General features: G+C 69.2%; 16 protein-coding genes. 7 read left to right on the top strand and 9 right to left on the bottom strand.

The genetic code is table 11. From position 1 onward, the window contains the following. Positions 1–10 precede the first annotated feature (10 nt). Positions 11–3,613 (bottom strand): cobaltochelatase subunit CobN, encoded by a 3,603-nt coding sequence (gene cobN, locus G154_RS19680; protein ID WP_019512951.1) that lies wholly within the window; start codon positions 3,611–3,613, stop codon positions 11–13. A 395-nt stretch (positions 3,614–4,008) separates the two neighbouring features. On the opposite strand from cobN, the gene G154_RS19675 reads away from it, so the two are divergent. From G154_RS19675 to G154_RS19655, 5 genes are read left to right on the top strand one after another with little or no spacing between them, the layout of a single operon-like run. After that, positions 4,009–4,965 carry a TauD/TfdA family dioxygenase gene (locus G154_RS19675; protein ID WP_019512949.1) on the top strand — a complete coding sequence of 319 codons (957 nt, stop codon included), beginning with the start codon at positions 4,009–4,011 and terminating at the stop codon, positions 4,963–4,965. A 30-nt stretch (positions 4,966–4,995) separates the two neighbouring features. Continuing rightward, a complete protein-coding gene (cobG, locus tag G154_RS19670) occupies positions 4,996–6,129 on the top strand; it encodes a precorrin-3B synthase (RefSeq protein ID WP_019512948.1) in 1,134 nt (377 codons plus the stop codon). Between the two features lie 9 nt (positions 6,130–6,138). Further along, on the top strand, positions 6,139–6,765 hold the full coding sequence (locus tag G154_RS19665) for a precorrin-8X methylmutase (RefSeq protein ID WP_019512947.1): 627 nt from the start codon (positions 6,139–6,141) through the stop codon (positions 6,763–6,765). Then, on the top strand, positions 6,762–8,240 hold the full coding sequence (locus G154_RS19660) for a precorrin-2 C(20)-methyltransferase (RefSeq protein ID WP_019512946.1): 1,479 nt from the start codon (positions 6,762–6,764) through the stop codon (positions 8,238–8,240). The genes G154_RS19665 and G154_RS19660 overlap by 4 nt, the downstream gene beginning before the upstream one ends. A gap of 31 nt (positions 8,241–8,271) precedes the next feature. Continuing rightward, positions 8,272–9,312: a phosphotransferase family protein gene (locus G154_RS19655; protein WP_019512945.1), complete on the top strand. Its 1,041-nt coding sequence runs from the start codon at positions 8,272–8,274 to the stop codon at positions 9,310–9,312. On the opposite strand, the gene G154_RS19650 is transcribed toward G154_RS19655, so the two are convergent. From G154_RS19650 to G154_RS19635, 4 genes are read right to left on the bottom strand one after another with little or no spacing between them, the layout of a single operon-like run. Then, complete coding sequence (locus G154_RS19650; RefSeq protein WP_019512944.1) at positions 9,309–10,034, bottom strand: cobalt-precorrin-6A reductase; 726 nt, start codon at positions 10,032–10,034, stop codon at positions 9,309–9,311. The genes G154_RS19655 and G154_RS19650 overlap by 4 nt on opposite strands. Further along, entirely contained in the window at positions 10,034–10,795 is a 762-nt protein-coding gene (gene cobM, locus G154_RS19645) for a precorrin-4 C(11)-methyltransferase (protein ID WP_019512943.1), read from the bottom strand. Before cobM ends, G154_RS19650 begins: the two co-directional genes overlap by 1 nt. After that, the gene (gene cbiE, locus G154_RS19640; protein WP_019512942.1) at positions 10,792–11,964 is read right to left on the bottom strand and encodes a precorrin-6y C5,15-methyltransferase (decarboxylating) subunit CbiE; all 1,173 of its coding nucleotides are present in this window, start codon (positions 11,962–11,964) and stop codon (positions 10,792–10,794) included. The genes cobM and cbiE overlap by 4 nt, the downstream gene beginning before the upstream one ends. Further along, positions 11,961–12,704: an SDR family NAD(P)-dependent oxidoreductase gene (locus G154_RS19635; RefSeq protein WP_019512941.1), complete on the bottom strand. Its 744-nt coding sequence runs from the start codon at positions 12,702–12,704 to the stop codon at positions 11,961–11,963. The genes cbiE and G154_RS19635 overlap by 4 nt, the downstream gene beginning before the upstream one ends. A gap of 35 nt (positions 12,705–12,739) precedes the next feature. On the opposite strand from G154_RS19635, the gene G154_RS19630 reads away from it, so the two are divergent. Continuing rightward, positions 12,740–13,153, top strand: coding sequence for a F420-dependent biliverdin reductase (locus G154_RS19630; protein ID WP_019512940.1), 414 nt, complete (start codon positions 12,740–12,742; stop codon positions 13,151–13,153). Positions 13,154–13,168: 15 nt separating this feature from the next. Here the strand turns inward: G154_RS19630 and G154_RS19625 are convergent, their stop codons facing one another. Continuing rightward, complete coding sequence (locus tag G154_RS19625; protein ID WP_031601500.1) at positions 13,169–14,323, bottom strand: Xaa-Pro peptidase family protein; 1,155 nt, start codon at positions 14,321–14,323, stop codon at positions 13,169–13,171. Between the two features lie 17 nt (positions 14,324–14,340). On the opposite strand from G154_RS19625, the gene G154_RS19620 reads away from it, so the two are divergent. After that, positions 14,341–15,339 (top strand): 5'-3' exonuclease, encoded by a 999-nt coding sequence (locus G154_RS19620; protein ID WP_019512938.1) that lies wholly within the window; start codon positions 14,341–14,343, stop codon positions 15,337–15,339. A 19-nt stretch (positions 15,340–15,358) separates the two neighbouring features. On the opposite strand, the gene G154_RS19615 is transcribed toward G154_RS19620, so the two are convergent. The 3 genes from G154_RS19615 to tatC all read right to left on the bottom strand — a co-directional run bounded on the left by G154_RS19615 (position 15,359) and on the right by tatC (position 19,856). After that, positions 15,359–16,105 carry a DUF4333 domain-containing protein gene (locus G154_RS19615; RefSeq protein WP_023985780.1) on the bottom strand — a complete coding sequence of 249 codons (747 nt, stop codon included), beginning with the start codon at positions 16,103–16,105 and terminating at the stop codon, positions 15,359–15,361. A 66-nt stretch (positions 16,106–16,171) separates the two neighbouring features. Continuing rightward, on the bottom strand, positions 16,172–18,916 hold the full coding sequence (locus G154_RS19610) for an RNA helicase (protein WP_019512936.1): 2,745 nt from the start codon (positions 18,914–18,916) through the stop codon (positions 16,172–16,174). Next, on the bottom strand, positions 18,900–19,856 hold the full coding sequence (tatC, locus tag G154_RS19605; protein WP_019512935.1) for a twin-arginine translocase subunit TatC: 957 nt from the start codon (positions 19,854–19,856) through the stop codon (positions 18,900–18,902). Before tatC ends, G154_RS19610 begins: the two co-directional genes overlap by 17 nt. Positions 19,857–19,932: the final 76 nt, after the last annotated feature.

Genomic DNA, 19,932 nt, shown 5'->3' with positions numbered 1-19,932 from the left:
GCCGGCCGGCTCAGCCCTCCAGCTCGCCCTCGGTCTCCAGCAGCACCTGCTTGAGTCCGTCGAGGGTCGCCGTCTCGGGCTGGGCCCACATGCCCCGGCCCGCCGCCTCCAGCAGGCGTTCGGCCATCCCGTGCAGCGCCCAGGGATTGGACTCGTTCATGAATTTCCGGTTCTCGGCGTCCAGCACGTAGGTCTGGCTGAGCTGCTCGTACATCCAGTCCGACATCACGTGCGCGGTCGCGTCGTATCCGAACAGGTAATCGACGGTCGCCGCCATCTCGAACGCACCCTTGTAGCCATGCCTGCGCATCGCGTTGATCCAGCGCGGATTGACCACGCGCGCGCGGAACACGCGGGTGGTCTCTTCGGAGAGCGTGCGGGTGCGCACGGCGTCGGGCCGGGTGTTGTCGCCGATATAGGCGGCCGGGTCCTTGCCGGTCAGCGACCGTACGGTGGCGATCATGCCGCCGTGGTACTGGAAGTAGTCGTCAGAGTCGGCGATATCGTGTTCGCGGGTGTCGGTGTTCTTGGCCGCCACCACGATCCGGCGGTAGGCGCGGTTCATGTCCTCCGACGCCGGGGCGCCGTCGAGGCCGCGGCCGTAGGCGAACCCGCCCCAGGCGGTGTACACCTCGGCGAGATCGGCGTCGTCGCGCCAGTTGCGGCTGTCGATAAGCTGCAACAGGCCCGCCCCGTAGGTTCCCGGCTTGGATCCGAAAATCCTTGTTGTGCTGCGCCGCTGGTCACCGTGCTCGGCCAGGTCGGCCAGCGCGTGGGCACGCACATAGTTGTCCTGCGGGTCCTCGTCCAGCGCGGCCACCAGCGCCACCGCGTCGTCGAGCATCGTCACCACATGCGGAAAGGCATCGCGGAAGAATCCCGAGATGCGCACCGTCACATCGATGCGGGGCCTGCCGAGCTCCGCCGGTGTGATGACCTCCAGGTCGACGACGCGCCGCGATGCGTCGTCCCAGATCGGCCGCACGCCGAGCAGCGCGAGGACCTCGGCGATATCGTCGCCGGAGGTGCGCATCGCCGAGGTGCCCCACACCGAGAGCCCGACCGACTTCGGCCACTCGCCGTGATCGGTGCGGTACCGCTCGACCAGTGAATCGGCCAGCGCCACACCGGTTTCCCAGGCAAGCCGAGACGGCACGGCCTTGGGATCGACCGAGTAGAAGTTGCGTCCGGTGGGCAGCACGTTCACCAGACCGCGCAGCGGGGATCCCGAGGGGCCTGCCGGGATGTAATGGCCGTCGATCGCCCTGAGCACCGCGTCGATTTCACCGGAGGTGGCGCGCAGGCGCGGTACCACCTCGATGGCCGCGAACCGCAGGATCTGGGCCACCACGGGGTCGTCGGTCAGCTCGTCGACGGCGCCGGCGTCCCAGCCGGTCTTCTGCAGCCCGGCGACCAACTGCCGCGCCGCGTCCTCGGCGGCATCGACGGCGTGGCGTTCGTCGGCGCCGTCCTCGGCGAGCCCGAGTGCCTGGCGCAGGCCGGGTACGGTCTGCTCACCACCGAACAGCTGGCGGGCCCGCAGGATCGCCAGCACCAGGTCCAGTTCGGAGTCCCCCTCGGGCGCGAGGCCCAGGATGTGCAGACCGTCGCGAATCTGGACGTCCTTGATCTCGCACAGCCAGCCGTCGACGTGCAGCAGCATGTCGTCGAAGGAGTCCTCGTCGGGCCGATCCTCCAGACCCAGGTCGTGATCCATCTTCGCCGCGCGCATCAGGGTCCAGATCTGCTGGCGGATGGCGGGCAGCTTGGCCGGGTCCAGCGCGGACACATTGGAGTGCTCGTCGAGCAGCTGTTCCAGACGCGCGATGTCTCCATACGTTTCGGCGCGCGCCATCGGCGGGATCAGATGGTCGACCAGGGTGGCATGCGCCCGTCGCTTGGCCTGGGTGCCCTCGCCAGGGTCGTTGACCAGGAACGGGTAGATCAACGGCAGATCGCCGAGCGCCGCGTCGGTCCCGCATGCGCTGCTCATCCCCAGCGTCTTACCGGGAAGCCATTCGAGGTTGCCGTGCTTGCCGAGGTGGATGACCACATCGGCCTTGAATGACGAGGGTCCGGTAGAGAATTGGCCGTCGAGCCAGCGGTAGGCGGCCAGGTAGTGGTGGCTCGGCGGCAGGTCGGGGTCATGGTAGATCGCCACCGGGTTCTCGCCGAACCCGCGCGGCGGCTGAACCAGGATCACCACATTGCCCGAGCGCATGGCCGCGATGACGATATCGCCGTCCGGGTTGTGGGTGCGGTCGACGAACAGTTCTCCCGGGGGTGGACCCCAGTGTTCGACCATGGCGTCGGCGAGTTCGCTGGGCAGGGTCGCAAACCAGCGCCGGTACTCGGCCGCACTGACCCGGATCGGGTTGAGCGCCAGCGTCTCTTCGGTGAGCCAGTCGGGGTCCTGGCCACCGCGTTCGATCAGCGCGTGGATCAGGGCGTCACCATCTCCGGCGTCGACGCCGGGCACCTCGCCGATGTCGACGCCATGGTCACGCAGCGCACGCAGCAGCGCGATCGCACTGGCCGGAGTGTCCAGCCCCACGGCGTTGCCGATCCTGGCGTGTTTGGTCGGATAGGCCGAGAAGACCAGGGCGACCTGTTTCTCCGCGGCGGGGATGCGGCGCAGGCGGGCGTGGCGCACGGCAAGGCCTGCTACCCGGGCGCACCGTTCGGGATCGGCGTTGTAGGTGATCAGGCCCTCGTCATCGATCTCCTTGAACGAGAACGGCACGGTGATGATGCGCCCGTCGAATTCGGGCACGGCGACCTGGGTCGCGACATCGAGCGGCGAGAGTCCGTCGTCGTTGGCCGACCAGGTGGCACGCGAGCTCGTCAGGCACAACCCCTGCAGGATCGGGACGTCCAACGCCGCCAGATGGGCCACGTTCCAGCCGTCATCGGCGCCGCCGGCGGTGACGGTGGCCGGGGTCGCACCCCCCGCGGCGAGCACCGTGGTGATCAGCGTGTCGGCGGTCCCGAGCAGTTCCAGCAGGTCGGCCTCGGCGGTGCGCAGGGAAGCGCAGTACACCGGCAACGCCCGGCCGCCGGCCGTCTCGATGGCCGCACACAGTGCATCGATATAACCGGTGTTGCCCGCCAGGTGCTGGGCCCGGTAGTACAGCACGGCAACGGTGGGAGCGTCGGGCCGCGCCGCCTCGGCGCGTTCCAGGACACCCCAGGTCGGGATCTGCACGGGTGGGTCGAACCCCTGGCCCGTCATCAGCAGCGTGTCGGACAGGAAGGCGTGCAGCCCGCGCAGATTCTCGACGCCGCCCTGGGCCAGATAGACATGCGCCTCCAGTGCCACCCCCGCCGGCACCGTCGAGTACCTCATGAGCTCGGCATCGGGTGCCTGTTCGCCGGAGAGCACCACGGTCGGCACGCCGCTGGCGACCAGCACATCGATGCCGTCCTGCCAGGCGCGATAGCCGCCGAGGATTCGCACCACGACGATGTCGACGCCCGTCAGCAGCTCGGCCAGCTCCCGGTCGAGTTCGTCCTGGAGCAGCCGGGACGGGTTGGCCCAGCGGTACTGGGCTCCGCTGGCGCGCGCGGTGATCAGGTCGGTATCGGACGTGGAGAGCAGCAGTACGGTCGGCACCCGCTCAATCCTGCCCCACCGCACCCCCGGCGTGGGGCGCGCCCGGTGTTTCCTCCCCCGGTGGCCTCTCAGCCGCCCCAGCGGGCGTACCAGGAGTCCCGGTAGGGAGTTGCGATGGCGGCGACGACGAGGGCAACGCCCAGTCCGATGGCAATCAATGACGCCATGTGTCGCCTCCTTTCGGTAGGGGTACCGGCTGGTACCAGTTGGTACCGAGAACGTAACCCCACCGCATTGGCAAAAGTGCGATCTGTGCGTGAGCCGACACCGTCGATCTTGATGTGACCCATCACACAATCGAATTGGCTGTGGGGCGCTGAACTGCGCATATCGGCCTTTGGATCGCCGTCGGTAAAACCGTGGGCAGCTGTGGGCCGAGCTGGCCCAATACTCCTATGACACCTTCCGACCCATCGCACCCGCGGCGCCCGATACGTGTCGTCAAGCTCGGCGCGCACATCGGCGCCCGCGTGGACGGTGTGCGCCTTGCCGATGACCTCGACGCCACCGCCCTCACGGCCATCAACACCGCGCTGCTGGAGCACAAGGTGATCTTCTTCCGCGGTCAGGACCATCTCGACGACGAGGGTCAACTGGCATTCGCGCAGCGGTTGGGCACCACCACCGCAGCGCATCCGACGGTGTTGTCGCGGGGCACCAGGGTGCTGCCCATCGACTCGCGCTACGACAAGGCCAACAGCTGGCACACCGACGTGACCTTCGTCGATCGCATCCCGAAGGCCTCGCTGCTGCGAGCCGTCACCCTGCCCGACTACGGCGGGACGACGGTGTGGGCCAATACGGCCACCGCCTACGCCCAGCTACCGGGGCCGCTGCGCATACTGGCCGAGAACCTCTGGGCGGTGCACACCAATCGCTATGACTACACCGCCGACCACCCGGCCGGTGACCAGCGGCACGACGTGCTGGCCGATACCGTGCGCGAACACCGGGCCGAATTCGAGTCCGAGTACTTCGAGACCGAGCACCCGGTGGTGCGCGTGCACCCGGAGACCGGCGAGCGGGTCCTGCTGCTCGGTCACTTCGTCAAGCGACTGGTCGGCCTCGGCGCGACGGAGTCGGCAACCCTGTTCAATCTGCTGCAGGCGCGAATCACCAAGTTGGAGAACACCGTCCGGTGGAACTGGGCTCCCGGCGACCTGGCCATCTGGGACAACCGGGCAACACAGCACTACGCGGTCGCCGACTACGACGACCAGTTCCGCCGACTGAGCCGGGTCACGCTGGCCGGGGATGTGCCCGTCGATGTCAACGGCGCGTCCAGCCGGGTCATCGCCGGTGACGCCGGGAAGTACTCGGCGGTGATCGCCCCGGTTCCGCTGGCCGGCTGAGCATCAGGCGCCGGGCAGTACGGTGGACGGGTGAGCCGAACCCGCGATCAGGACGCCTGTCCCGGCGCCCTGCAGGTGCATCAGGCCGCCGACGGCGCCCTGGTTCGGGTGCGCCTGCCCGGCGGTTACCTCGAGGCCGCGGCGCTGGAGACGCTCGCGCATCTGGCCATCGAATGCGGCAACGGTGCGCTGGAGCTGACGTCGCGCGGCAGCGTACAGATCCGCGCGGTCAGCGACACGGCGCGCGTTGCCGATGCCATCGCCGGCGCCGGCCTGTTGCCCGCGCCGACGCACGAGCGAGTCCGCAATATCGTCTCCTCCCCCCTGTCCGGCCGCTCCGGTGGTCTGGCCGATGTGCGCGAGTGGGTCCGCGACCTCGACGCCGCCTTGCAGGCCGATGCCGCACTGTCCCAGCTGCCCGGCCGGTTCTGGTTCTCCATCGACGATGGCCGCGGCGATGTCAGTGGACTGCGCACCGATGTGGGCCTGCAGGTCACCGACGATGGCGTCGCACTGTTGCTGGCCGGTTCGGACACCGGTGTGCGGCTGTCCCCCGACGGCGCGATAGCCACCGTCATCGAGATCGCGTCGCGATTCCAGCAGGATCGCGGAAAGCGTTGGCGGGTAGCCGAACTCGCCGATTCCTCGGCGTTGACCGCTGGATATCAGGTATCGGTGCCGCCCGGGCAACGACTGCTCGTCGGCGATACCACCCGCGGCCCGGTGGGCTGGATCGAACAGACCGGGGCCGATCCACGCGTCACGCTGGCGGCCGTCGTGCCCCTCGGCGTGCTGCCCGCCCGCACCGCGGAATTCGTGGCGGCAATCAGCGCACCGCTGGTGGTGACGCCGTGGCGTTCGATTCTCGTCTGCGATCTGCGGGAGGAGGTCGCGGACACCGCGCTGCGCGTGCTCGCGCCGCTGGGGCTGGTCTTCGACGAGGCCTCACCGTGGCTGACCGTGAGCGCCTGCGCAGGTAGCCCCGGCTGTGAGCGCTCCAGGACCGATGTCCGCGCAGATGCGCTCGCCGCGGTCAACTCCGGTCCCGCGGCACCGTCGGGCGCCCATCGGCACTTCGTGGGCTGCGAGCGCGGATGCGGCGCGCCGGCGGGCGCCCAGGTGTTGGTTGCCTCCGCAGACGGATACCGACCGCGCCACACGTAGGGTGAGCGGGTGCTCGAATACATCCGCGACGCCGCGGAGATCTACCGTGAGTCCTTCGCGACGATCCGTGCCGAAGCCGATCTGGCGCGCTTTCCCGACGACGTCGCCCGGGTTGTCGTCCGCCTGATCCACACCTGCGGGCAGACCGATGTCACCGATCACGTGGCCTTCAGTCCCGACGTCGTGGCCAGGGCGAGCGCGGCGCTCGCCGCGGGCGCGCCGGTGCTGTGCGACTCGTCGATGGTGGCGGCCGGTATCACCCGGTCTCGACTGCCCGCCGACAACGAGGTGATATCGCTGGTCGCCGATCCCCGCGCCCCTGAGGTGGCGGCGCAGCTGGGCAGCACGCGCTCGGCCGCGGGCGTGGACATCTGGGCCGACCGCCTCGATGGTGCGGTGCTCGCGATCGGTAACGCACCGACGGCCCTGTTCCGGCTTCTCGAGCTTCTCGACGACGGCGCCGCCGTCCCGGCGGCGGTGCTCGGCGGACCGGTCGGCTTCGTCGGGTCCGCGCAGTCCAAGGATGAGCTGATAGCCCGTCCGCGCGGGATGGACTACTTGGTGGTGACAGGCCGTCGTGGCGGGAGTGCGATGGCGGCGGCAGCGGTGAATGCGATTGCGAGTGAACGCGAATGAGTCAAGGAACGCTCTACGGTGTGGGGTTGGGTCCCGGTGACCCCGAGCTGGTGACGGTCAAGGCGGCCCGGGTGATCGGCGAGGCCGACGTGGTGGCCTATCACAGCGCCAGGCACGGCCGCAGTATCGCGCGCCGGATCGCCGAGCCCTATCTGCGTGCGGGGCAGATCGAAGAACACCTGGTGTATCCGGTGACCACCGAGACCACCGAGCATCCCGGTGGCTACGACGGCGCCATGGAGGACTTCTACGCCGAGTCGGCCGAGCGTATCGCCACTCATCTGCGGGCGGGTCGCGATGTCGCCCTGCTTGCCGAGGGCGATCCGCTGTTCTACAGCTCCTACATGCACATGCACACCCGGTTGACCGAACAGTTCCGTGCCGTGATCGTGCCCGGTGTCACCTCGGTCAGCGCGGCCTCGGCCGCCAACGGTATGCCGCTGGTGCAGGGCGACGAGGTGTTGACCATCCTGCCGGGAACCCTGCCGGGCGCCGAGCTGGCCCGTCGGCTGGCCGATACCGACGCCGCGGTGATCATGAAGTTGGGCAAGTCCTATCCCGAAGTGCGGCAGGCACTCTCGGAGACCGGACGACTCGAGCGGGCCTTCTATGTGGAGCGTGCCAGCACCGACCAGGAGCGGGTGCTCGCCGCCGCCGATGTCGACGCGGACTCGGTGCCCTATTTCTCCATCGTGATGCTCCCCGGCGAGGCGGCGGTGGCGCGCAGCGGCGGCAGCGTGGCGGTGGTGGGACTCGGTCCCGGCGACCTGGACTGGATCACTCCGCAGGCGCGCCGCGAGCTGGCCGCGGCCACCGACCTGATCGGCTACTTCCCGTATCTGGACCGGGTCGGTGTGCGCACCGGACAGACCCGCCACGCCAGCGACAACACCGACGAGCCCGCACGGGCTCGGCTGGCCTGTGAGCTCGCCAGCCAGGGCCGCTCGGTGGTCGTGGTGTCCTCGGGAGACCCCGGCGTCTTCGCGATGGCCACCGCGGTCCTGGAAGAGGCCGTGCACTGGCCCGACGTCCCGGTCCGGGTGATCCCGGCGATGACCGCGGCCAATGCGGTGGCCAGCCGCGTCGGTGCGCCGCTCGGACACGACTATGCCGTGATCTCGTTGTCCGACCGGCTCAAGCCGTGGGACATCATCGCCAAACGGATCAGCGCGGCCGCCGCCGCCGATCTGGCCATCGCGGTGTACAACCCGGCGTCGAAGACGCGGACGTGGCAGGTCGGCGCCATGCGAGATCTTCTGCTCGAGCACCGATCCCCCGACACGCCCGTGGTGATCGGACGGGATGTGGCCGGACCGCAGGAAAACGTGCGGGTGGTGACACTCGGGGAGTTGAACCCCGACGAGGTCGACATGCGGTGCCTGCTGATCATCGGATCCTCGCAGACCCGGGTGCACGGTGACATCGTGTTCACCCCGCGCACCTACCCGGAGCTGACCTCGGCCGAGCATCGTTGACAGCCCCTGGCATCACGTCTAGTTTTCGCTGGTGATCCCGCGTACTCCCGATGACGTGACGGCGGACTGGCTGACCGGTGTGCTCGGCACCCCCGTCGACAGTGTCGACATCAGCCCGATCGGTACGGGCCAGACCGGTGCGACCTACCGCGTGCAACTGGGCTACGCCGATGCCGCCGAGCTGCCGGCCACCTTTGCCGTCAAGTTGTCCGCACAGGACGATGCCGTCCGCGATCGGGTGGCCCTTGGCTATCGATCCGAGCACGCGTTCTACACCGGGATCGCCGACCGGGTGCGGGTGCCGGTCCCGCGCCACTACCACTGCGAAATCGGCCCCGACGGCGGCGATTTCGTCCTCCTGCTGGCGGACCTGGCACCGGCAGAACAGGGCGACCAGATCGCCGGCTGCAGCGCGGCCGAGGCCATACTGGGGGTGCGCGCGCTGGCCGGCCTGCACGCACCGACCTGGTGCAATCCCGAGCTGACGGGGTTGCCAGGAATCCCGATGCCCAAGCCCGACGACGCGATGGCCGCGGGTATGGGCGATATCGCCACGATGGCCGCCGAGGCCACCCTGGAACGGCTCGGGGACCGGATGACCGCCGATGATCGCGCCACCATGGCGGCGGCGCTGTCGATGGTGACGCCGTGGCTGCTGACCGAACCGCACAGGTTCGGGTTGTTGCACGGCGACTACCGGCTGGACAACATGCTCTTCGACCCCGCCCGCACGACCGTCACGATCGTCGACTGGCAGACCCTCGCGGTGGGACTGCCCGCCCGCGATCTGGCGTACTTCACCGGAACCAGCCTGGATCCCGAGGTGCGCGCGGCGTCCGAGCAGGATCTGGTCGCCGAATACCACGCCGCACTGACCGGGCTCGGGGTGACCGAGTACGACGTCGAAACCTGTTGGCGTGATTACCGTCTGGGCATGCTGCAGGCACCGCTGATCATCGCGTTCGGGGTCGCCTTCGCCACGACCACCGACCGCGGCGACGAGATGATGCTGGCCATGGCCCAGCGGTCCTGCCGCGCCATCCGCGAACTGGACACCCTGGAGCTGATCTAGCGCCGGCTCCGCACCCAGTCGACCGCCGCGTCGACGGTGTGCACACTGGCCACCCCGTCGGGCAGGGCCGGTCGGTCCACCATGATCACCGGCACTCCCTCCTGCCCGGCGGCATCGAGTTTGGCCTGCGTCATCGCACCGCCGCTGTTCTTGGTGACCAATGCGTCGATCCCGTTGTCGCGCAAAAGCTTCAGTTCATCGGCGAGATGGTAGGGCCCGCGCGATAGCACCAGCAGGTGCCGGTCCGGGAGCAGCTCGGGTTCGGGCGGGGTGACCGCGCGGATCAGGAACCACGCGTCGACGCCGCGGAACGCTGCGGTCCCCGACCGTCCGGTGGTGAGGAACACCCGCCGGTATCCGTGCGAGGACACCGTCTGCGCCGCCGCGGTGTCGGTGGGCACGACGATGGCATCACCGTGCGGCCACGCGGGGCGGGCCAGGACCACATGCGGCACACCCACCCGTGCCGCGGCGCGCGCGGCATTCGCGGTGATGGTGGCCGCGAACGGATGGGTGGCGTCCACGACGGCGGTGATGGCGTTGGCGGTCAGCCAATCGGCCAATCCGTCCGCACCGCCGAATCCGCCGATGCGCACCTCGCCCACCGGTAACGCGGGGTCGGGCACCCGGCCGGCCAACGAGCTGATGACCGTGATCCCGGGATGCAGTCGCGCAGCCAGGTCCCTGGCCTCCCCGGTCCCACCGAGCAACAGAACCCGCACTAGTGCCGACTCCCCCGCCGCCGCCCCGTCGAGTACAGGTAGCTGTCGGTGAACCCCTGCGCACCGAGGACATCTCCGACGATGATCACCGCGGTCTTGGTGATGCCTGCCGCACGCAACTCCTCGGCCAACTCCCCGAGCTCGCAACGCACCACCTGCTCGGCCGGCCAGCTGGCGTATGCCACCACCGCACATGGCGTTTCGGCGGTGTACCCGGCACCGGGGCCGGTGAGCTCGGCGACGATGGCCTCGGCCTGGGCGGCGGCCAGATGGAGCACCAGGGTGGCACCGGGCGCCGACAGCGCGGCCAGCGACTCACCCTCGGGCATGGCGGTCGACAGCGTGGCGACCCGGCTCAAGGTGACCGTCTGCGCCACCCCGGGCACCGTCAACTCCCGCCCGAGCGCCGCGGCGGCGGCAGCGAACGCGGGCACCCCCGGCACGACCTCGTAGCCGATGCCGAGCGCATCCAGTCTGCGGCACTGTTCGGCCATGGCCGAGTACAGCGACGGATCGCCAGAATGCAGCCGGGCCACATCGTGGCCGGCGCCGTCGGCGGCGGCGATCTCGTCGATGATCTGGTCCAGCGTCAACGGCCCGGTGTCGATCACCCGCGCACCCGCGGGGCAGAACGCCAGCAGGTCCGGCGGCATGATCGAGCCGGCATACAGGCATACCGGGCTCTGGCCGAGCAGTCGCTGCCCGCGCACGGTGATCAGGTCGGCCGCCCCAGGGCCGGCCCCGATGAAGTACACAGTCACGGTTTCACCCACGCCCACTGGGTGACCGGCAGCGCCGGGCGCCATGCGGTGAACCCGCCCACCGGCCCGCCCTGATAGTGCTGAAAACGTCGCAACTCGCCACCCTTCTGTGCGTACCACTGTGCCAGTGCCGCTTCGGACTCCACCGTGACGGCATTGACCACCAGCCTGCCCTGGCGCGGTAATCGGTCGACACACGCCTCGATGAGCCCGGGCTGCGTCACGCCGCCGCCGACGAAGACCGCCGCCGGGGGCGCCACGTCGCCGAAGGGCTCCGGAGCCGCGGACCGCACATCGATCCGGACCCCGAATGCGCGGGCGTTCATCGCGATCCGGTTGCGGCGGTCGGCATCTCGTTCGAAGGACACCGCCCGGCACCCCGGCGAGCTGCGGCACCATTCGACCGCGACGCTACCCGATCCCGACCCCACGTCCCAGAGCAGCTCACCGGGCCGCGGCCCGAGCGTGGCCAGCGTGACCGCCCGGATGGACTGCTTGGTGATCTGCCCATCGTGGGCGAACGATTCATCGGGCAGCGCGTGTGCGCGCCGCACATCGGGTAGGTAACGCACGGCGATCACATTGAGGTCGCCGACCCGCGTGCAGAAGGTGCCCGCCGTGCTCCGGGTGATGCGTTCGTCCGCGCCACCGAGATTTTCCAGCACGGTGAATTCGGAGTCGCCGCGGCCGGATTCGGTCAACAACCGGGCCAGTGCGGCGGGTGTGCCTGCGTCGCGGCTGAGCACCACTGCCTGACCACCCCGGCGCACCGCGGTCACCGGGTCTGCGGTGACCAGACTGATCACCTCGGTCTCGTGCGCAGGCCAGCCGAGCCGGGCGCAGGCCAGCGTCACCGACGACACGTGGGGCAGAACCCGGACGGCATCGGTGCCGAACACCCGGATCAACGTCGCCCCGATGCCGTGCAGCATCGGGTCACCCGAGGCGATCACGTGCACGATGCCCAGACCGTCGAACATCGTGGGCAACGCGTCCAACAGGGGCGAGGGCCACTGCCTGCGCTGGGCGCCGATGCTCGAATCCAACATATCGAGCTGCCGTCCGGATCCGAAAACGACTGTGGCCCTGCGCAACTCGGCCGTCGATGCGGGCGAGAGCCCGGCCATGCCATCGGCACCGATGCCGACCACCACGATGCGCGCGCTCATCGTGGCAGCCTCCGCCAGATCGGGCCGGGAAGAAGGCGGAAGACCGCGGCGATACCGCCCACCTGCCAGGGCACCCAGACCCGCGGGCGCCGGCCGGACAGTGCGCGGACCGCGGCATCGGCGACCTGCGCCGGGGTGCTGGAGAACGGTGCCGGCGCCATCCCCTCGGTCATCCGGCCGATGACGAATCCGGGACGGATGACCAGCAGCCGGACTCCCGAACCGCGTAATGCCTGCGCCAGGCCGGAGCAGAAGCCGTCCAGGCCGGCCTTGGCCGAGCCGTAGACGTAGTTCGCGCGACGCACCCGGACACCGGCGATCGAGGAAAAGGTCACGATGGTCCCCGCACCGGCCGCGCGCATGGTGGTGGCGAGTTCGGTCAACAGACCGACCTGGGCGACGTAATCGGTGTGGGCGATCTGTGCCGCGTGCGCGGAATCGCGTTCGGCGCGGCGCTGATCGCCGAGGATGCCGAAAGCCAGCACCGCGACGTCGATGGGCCCGTGTTCGGCGACCAATGCCGCGATGAGCCCGGGGTGCGAACCGAGATCGTCGGCATCGAACTCGACGGTATGCACCTGTGCCGCCCCGGCCGCCCGCACCGCGTCGGCCTCCACGGTCAGGGTGGCCGACCGCCGGGCGGCCAGCACCACCGTCCTGGCAGGTGCCAACCGCGTCGCGATCTCGAGGCCGATCTCGCTGCGCCCGCCGAAAATCACGACGAGCCCCGTGTCCTTCATGGCTGTGATTATGTCCTGCGCTAGCGTGGACCCCGATGGGCAAGGCAACGACACGACTGACCAATGACGCGCTGGCATTCCTGACCGAGCGTCATCTGGCCATGCTGACCACCCTGCGAAGCGACAACTCGCCGCATGTGGTGGCCGTCGGGTTCACCTTCGACCCGACGACCCATCTGGCGCGTGTCATCACCACCGGCGGATCCCAGAAGGCCGTCAACGCCAAGGAACGCGGCGTGGCCGTGCTGAGTCAGGTCGACGGTGCACGCTGGTTGTCGCTGGAGGGTACGGCCACCGTCAGCGGTGATCCCGACGATGTCCGGGATGCCGAGTTGCGGTACGCGCAGCGCTACCGGACCCCGCGGGTGAATCCGCGCCGAGTGGTCATCACGGTGCGCATCGAACGGGTGCTCGGCTCGTCGACCCTGCTGGATCGCAGCGAGAGCTGAGCACCGCGCCGGGAGCTACACCGGCACGATGACGAGCTCGTGCGGCCGGTTGTTCACCGACTCGACCCCGTCCTCGGTGACGATCACGATGTCCTCGATGCGGGCTCCCCACTTCCCTGCGAAGTAGACGCCAGGCTCCACCGAAAACGCCATACCGGGTTCCAGGGTGATCTCGTTGCCCGTGACGATATAGGGCTCCTCGTGCACCGACAGGCCGATGCCGTGACCGGTGCGGTGCACGAACACCTCGGCAAGGCCCTCGGCGGCCAGCACATCGCGGGCGACGGCGTCGACCGACTCGGCACTGATGCCCGGACGCACCGCAGCGACCGCGGCGGCCTGCGCGCGCTGCAGCACCGCGTACTGCCGGGCCACCTCGGCATCCGGCTCACCGAGGCTGTAGGTGCGAGTGGAATCGGAGTTGTAGCCGGGCGCGTAGGGCCCGCCGATGTCGACGACGACGATATCGCCGGCGCACAGCACCCGATCGGAACATTCGTGATGCGGGTCGGCACCGTTGGGCCCGGAGCCGACGATGATGAATGCCACCTCCGAATGCCCCTCGGCGACAATGGCTTCGGCGATATCGGCGGCCACCTCGGCCTCGGTCCGACCGGGCACCAGGAAGCCCGGTACACGGGCATGCACCCGGTCGATGGCTGCGCCTGCCTTGCGCAGCGCGTCCATCTCGCTCTCATCCTTGATCATCCGCAGCCGACGCAACACCTCGGTGGCCAGCACCGGGACCCGGCCGAGGACATCGGCCAGCGGCAGCAGGTGCAGGGCCGGCATCGAGTCGGTGACCGCCGTCGCCGGTCGGTCACCCGTCACTGCGCCTGCCCCGAGAGCCGCGGCGACCAACGCGTAAGGGTCCTCACCGTCGACCCAGTCCCGTACCGTCACACCGAGTTCGGGAACGGCGGACTCGCGCAGCGCGGCCAGCTCCAGGCGTGGCACCACCACCGTCGGCGTCGACCCGTCGGCAGGCAGTACCAGCGCAGTCAGTCGTTCGAAGGTCTGCGCCCGTGATCCGGTCAGATACCGCAGGTCGTAGCCGGGTGTGATGATCAGACCGGAAAGTCCGGCCGCGGCGGCGCCCGCGGCGGCTTCACGCAGACGGTGGGCGTAGACATCGGTGCTGAAACGGGCGGTGTCCTCGGCGGTGGCCATACCCATAGGCTAGTGCGATGCCCGCCTCCGGATCTCACCGTGCCGCGACGCTCACCCAGGGGGACCGCCCCGTCCTGCTCCTCGACGGTGCCAGCATGTGGTTCCGGTCCTTCTTCGGGGTGCCGTCCTCGATCACCGCCCCCGACGGACGCCCGGTCAACGCGTTGCGCGGGTTCATCGACAACATCGCCGCGCTGGTCGGCACGCACCGGCCGGGTCGGCTGGTGGTGTGCCTGGACCTCGACTGGCGTCCGCAGTGGCGCGTGGACCGGATTCCGTCGTACAAGGCGCACCGCGTCGAGGAGGCGCTGCCCGCGGGCACCCCCGACGTCGAGGAAGTTCCCGACGATCTGACACCGCAGGTCGACATGATCATGGCGATGCTCGACGCGTTCGGGATCGCCACCGCCGGCGCCCCGGGATACGAGGCCGACGATGTGCTGGGCACGCTGGCCGCCGCCGAGAAGCAGGACCCGGTGGTGGTGGTCAGCGGTGACCGCGATCTGCTCCAGCTGGTTCGTGATGAACCGGTGCCGGTGCGGGTCTTCTATATCGGTCGCGGCTTGGCCAAGGCGGTGCTGTTCGGGCCTGCCGAGGTCGCCGAGACCTATCACGTGCCGGTCGACCGGGCCGGGCCCGCCTACGCCGAATTGGCACTGCTGCGTGGTGACCCCTCCGACGGGTTACCCGGTGTGGCCGGTATCGGTGAGAAGACCGCCGCGACGTTGTTGGCCCAGCACGGGTCGCTGGAGTCCATCATCAGGGCGGCGGCTGATCCGTCGTCGAGTGTGCCGACGGCACAACGCAAGAAGCTGTTGGCTGCCTCCGACTACATCGTCGCTGCCGAGCCGGTGGTCCGGGTGGCGCTCGATGCCCCGGTGACGCTGTCCGGGGACAGTGATGCGCTGCCGCTGGCCGCAGCCGACCCGGCGCGGGTGGTCGCGCTGGCCGAGGAGTTCGGTGTGCAGTCCTCGATCGCGCGGTTGCAGAAGGCGCTGGACAAGCTGCCCTCCTGAGTCGCCCCCGCCCGAAGGTCTACTTCGGGCGGCCGACCTCATAGGTGCCGTTGTCGTCCTGGAAGGTCACGGTCACCTGGCGCTTGGTGCCGTCGATGCTGACCTGGCAGGTGAAGGTGTCACCCTTGCGCACCTCGGGGCTGACACCACCGTTGCAGTTGACGTCCTTGACGTTCTTGGCGCCGTACCCGTTGGCCTCGTCGGTGAGGATCTGCTGCACGCCGGTCTGGGCGGCGTCCACATCCAGCGTGGTGGTCACGAAGAATCCGGGCTTCCAGAATCCGAGCACCAACACGGCGATGACGACCACCAGCGCAAGACCGCCGAGGACGCTGCCGATGACGGCCAGCGACTTCTTCGACCCCTCCTCGGAACCGGGCTGGCCGTAGGGCGGGTACTGCTGCTGGGGGTCGTACTGGCCGGGCTGCCCGTACTGGGGCTGCTGGCCGTAGGGCTGACCGGGTTGACCGTACTGCTGCGGGTAGCCCTGCGGCGCGTATGCCGTCGGCTGCTGGCCGTACTGATCGGGCTGCGGGTACTGCTGCGGCTGACCGTAAGCGGGCTGGCCGGGCTGCTGATACTGCGGATAACCCTGCGGCGGCTGGTAAGCCGGCGGTTGGCCCCAGGCCGGCGCGTCCTGGCCGGATTGTTCCGGGGTGGGAGGCGGCTGCCAGGCGGGTTGGTCACCGGAGGGCGGGTTTCCGCCGGACTGCGGCGGCTGACCCGACCACGCCTGCGTGGGGTCAGATCCCTGCGGTCCGCTCATCGTGTCTCCTTGATCCGAGCTCGTACTGGTCTGCGTGGCCCGCCGCCGCGGATCCACGCCGCCACACTACCCTGCATCAACTGCAACGACGCCGCGTCGAATGTCGTTGATGGCGCGTTTCGCCGATGCCCGCAGGGCCGGTTCCGGTGCGGTGATCCGAACCTGGTCGAGCAGATCGAGCACCTGACGGCACCACCGCACGAAATCGCCGGCGGACAACACCGATCCGTTGCCGTTGACATCGGAGGCGGCCAGCGCGGAGGCCAGATCACCGGTGGTGGCCCACTGGTGGATCGCCGCGACGAAGCCATCGTCGGGCTCGCGGCTCGCTGTGATGCGTTGGCGCTGTTCATCACTGCGGATATCGGCCGACAACCGGCGGGTCGCTGCCAGCGCCTTGCGCAGGTTCGCGGTCGGGATGCGCATGCCCTGCGGCCCGGCCCCGTCACCACGGGATTCGAACTGCACGGCCGAGAGGACTCCGGCCAACTCCGCGGGGCCGAGCCCGTCCCACGCCCCGCGGCGTAGACACTCGGCCACCAAAAGGTCGCTCTCGCTGTAGATCCGCGCCAGCAGCCGACCGTCCTCGGTCACCTTCGGCGTGTCGCCGGTGCGGTCGACGAAACCGCGTTCGCAGAGCAGCACCAGGATCCTGTCGAAGGTGCGGGCCAGCGAGTTGGTGGCGGCCGCGACCTTCTGGCGGATCTGTTCGTTGTCCCGCTCGATACGCAGATAGCGTTCGGCCAACCGAACCTTGTCCTCGCGGTCGCCGGCACCGTGCAGTGGGTGCCTGCGCAGCTGATCGCGCAGCGTCACCAGTTCGGGGTCGACATCGGGTTCACCACGACCGGCCCGGTGCCGGCTCGGCACATCGAGTCCGGCTGCCGCCGACAACAGCGCCGAGGCCAGGTCGCGGCGCACCCGGGGTTGGCGGTGCTCGACACGTTTGGGCAGCTGCATCGACCCCAGGGGGGCGGAGCCACCGGAGTAATCCGCCGACGAGATGCGCCCGGCCCAGCGGTGCTCGGTCAGCACCAGCGGCCGGGGATCTTCCTCGTCGCGCGCCGGTTCCAGCACGACGGCCAGCCCGCCGCGGCGCCCGTTGGTGATGTTGATGATGTCGCCGCGCCGCAATGCGGTCAGGGCGTCATCGGCGGCGCGCCGACGCTGCATCCTCGAGGCCCTCGACTGGGCGCGCTCACGCGCCGAGATCGCCGCGCGCAGGCGGGCGTACTCGAGCACCGGCGGTTCGGTCTTCGTTCCCGGCCGGGCCCCCATCTCGGCGGCCAGGTCGGTCAGCATCTTCTCCCCGCGCGACAGGCCGCGCACCAGACCGACGACCGACCGATTGGCCTGGAACTGGGCGAAGGATCGCTGCAACAGGCTGCGCGCCTGATCGGGTCCCAGCTGTCCGACCAGGTTGATGGTCATGTTGTAGGTGGGGGTGAACGAGCTCTTGAGCGGGAATGTCCGCGTCGAGGCCAGCCCGGCCACCTCGGCGGGGTCGGCGGCCGCGTCGTCGGGATGCCACAGCACCACCGCATGGCCCTCGACGTCGATCCCGCGCCGGCCCGCGCGGCCGGTCAGCTGGGTGTACTCCCCCGGAGTCAACGGAGCATGCTGCTCGCCGTTGTACTTGACCAGGCGCTCGAGCACCACGGTGCGGGCCGGCATGTTGATGCCCAGCGCCAGTGTCTCGGTGGCGAAGACCGCCTTGGTCAAGCCTGCGGTGAACAGCTCCTCCACGGTGTGCCGGAACACCGGCAGCATGCCGGCGTGATGTGCGGCCAGCCCGCGCAACAGACCCTCGCGCCATTCGTAGTAGCCGAGCACCGACAGATCCGAGTCCTGCAGATCGGCGCAGCGCCGGTCGATGACCTCGGCGATCCGGGCGCGGTCTTCGTCGGTGGTCAACCGCAGCGGTGAGCGCAGGCACTGCTTGACCGCGGCATCACAACCCGCCCGCGAGAAGACGAAGGTGATGGCGGGTAGCAGACCTTCGGCATCGAGCGTGGTGATGACATCGGGCCGGGACGGTGGCCGGTTCAACCTCGGCCTGCCCTGACCGCGACCGCGGCCGCGCGGGGAGAAGTCGGTCAGTCGGTCGGCTTCGCGCCGGTGGGCGATGTGGCGTACCAGATCCTTGTCGACCAGGGTGTGATCCGAACCTGCGAACAGGTCGAACAACCGCTTGCCCACCATCATGTGCTGGGACAGCGGCACCGGGCGGTGCTCGTCGACCACCACCGTGGTGTCGCCGCGCACGGTCTGGATCCAACCACCGAACTCCTCGGCATTGCTCACCGTGGCCGACAGACTGACCAGCCGGACCTCCTCCGGAAGGTGCAGGATCACCTCCTCCCACACCGCGCCACGCATCCGGTCGGCAAGGAAGTGCACCTCATCCATGACCACATGCGAAAGACCATGCAGGGCATCGGAATCGGCATAGAGCATATTGCGCAACACCTCGGTGGTCATCACCACGACGGGGGCGTCACCGTTGACGGACTGGTCACCGGTCAGCAGACCGATCTTCTCCGGGCCATAGCGACGCACCAGGTCGGCGTGTTTCTGGTTGCTCAGCGCCTTGATCGGGGTGGTGTAGAAGCATTTGCGGCCGGCGGCCAGCGCCAGGTGCACGGCGAACTCCCCGACCACCGTCTTGCCGGCGCCGGTGGGGGCGCACACCAGAACCCCATGTCCGCCCTCCAGCGCGGCACAGCCCCGCACCTGGAATCCGTCGAGACCGAACGGGAGCTGCGCGGCGAAGGCCCGCAGCTCCGGTCCCGCCTCAGGTGGCGTCGTCATCGATCAGCGTCTGTGCCGATACGGGTGCGGGCCGATCGATCGGCTCGGCCGCGGGGATGGGTGCCGCCTCGTCCTCGGGCACGTCGGCCAGTGCTTCCCGCCTGGCCTTGCGCTTGTCGTGGACGCGGGCGACCTGGATGGCGAACTCCAGCAGCAGCGACAGCGCCAACGCCAGCGCCAACATCGAGAACGGATCCGAGCCGGGGGTGGCGAAGGCGGCGAACACGAACAGCGCGAAGATCAGACCGCGCCGCCATTCCTTCAGACGCGCATAGGTCAGGACACCGATCAGGTTCAGCATGATGATCAGCAGCGGGAACTCGAAACTGATCCCGAACACCAACAGCAGGTTGATCAGGAACCCGAAGTATTGCTCACCGGACAACGCCGTCACCTGGACATCGCTGCCGACCGTCAACAGGAAGCTCAACGCGGTGGAGAGCACGACATAGGCCAGCACGGCCCCGCCGATGAACAGCACACCGCCGACGGTGACGAAGGCGATCCCGAACCGGCGTTCCTTCTTGTACAGACCAGGGGTGATGAACGCCCAGAGTTGGTAGAGCCAGACCGGGCAGGCCAGCACGATGCCTGCGGTCAAGGCCACCTTCAACCGCAGCATGAACTGGTCGAAGGGGCCGGTCGCCAGCAGCCGGCACTGCCCGTCGGGGGCAATCGTGGCGCGGGCGGATTCGGGCAGAGAACAGTACGGTCCACGCAGCCATTCACCGAGGCTGTGGAATCCGAAGACGCCGTGGGTGTACCAGAAGAAGCCGATGATGGTGGTCAGCAGCACCGCGACCACCGCGATCAGGAGCCTGTTACGCAGCTCGGCGAGATGGTCGACCAACGACATCGTGCCGTCGGGGTTGGCGCGCTTGCGCCCCGGCATGCGGCCGTTGCGCGGGTTGAGCCTTGAGAAGAATCCGGGGGTCGGCACGGGCAGCCTTAACGTCGGTGCAGGCGAGATCCGCCCGCGACATCATGGCGACGTCGCGCCGCGGGTGGGACGTACT

Origin of the sequence: Mycobacterium sp. VKM Ac-1816D, assembly GCF_000416385.1 — a bacterium.
Lineage (GTDB): Bacteria > Actinomycetota > Actinomycetes > Mycobacteriales > Mycobacteriaceae > Mycobacterium > Mycobacterium neoaurum_A.
This window is presented reverse-complemented; position numbering and strand designations above follow the sequence as displayed.

Excerpts from the sequence above, each read along its gene's own strand:
- G154_RS19675 (WP_019512949.1), top strand. The coding sequence starts at position 4,009 with ATGACACCTTCCGACCCATCGCACCCGCGGCGCCCGATACGTGTCGTC.
- G154_RS19660 (WP_019512946.1), top strand. The coding sequence starts at position 6,762 with ATGAGTCAAGGAACGCTCTACGGTGTGGGGTTGGGTCCCGGTGACCCC.
- cbiE (WP_019512942.1), bottom strand. The coding sequence starts at position 11,964 with ATGAGCGCGCGCATCGTGGTGGTCGGCATCGGTGCCGATGGCATGGCC.
- G154_RS19635 (WP_019512941.1), bottom strand. The coding sequence starts at position 12,704 with ATGAAGGACACGGGGCTCGTCGTGATTTTCGGCGGGCGCAGCGAGATC.
- G154_RS19630 (WP_019512940.1), top strand. The coding sequence starts at position 12,740 with ATGGGCAAGGCAACGACACGACTGACCAATGACGCGCTGGCATTCCTG.
- G154_RS19625 (WP_031601500.1), bottom strand. The coding sequence starts at position 14,323 with ATGGCCACCGCCGAGGACACCGCCCGTTTCAGCACCGATGTCTACGCC.
- G154_RS19620 (WP_019512938.1), top strand. The coding sequence starts at position 14,341 with ATGCCCGCCTCCGGATCTCACCGTGCCGCGACGCTCACCCAGGGGGAC.
- G154_RS19615 (WP_023985780.1), bottom strand. The coding sequence starts at position 16,105 with ATGAGCGGACCGCAGGGATCTGACCCCACGCAGGCGTGGTCGGGTCAG.
- G154_RS19610 (WP_019512936.1), bottom strand. The coding sequence starts at position 18,916 with ATGACGACGCCACCTGAGGCGGGACCGGAGCTGCGGGCCTTCGCCGCG.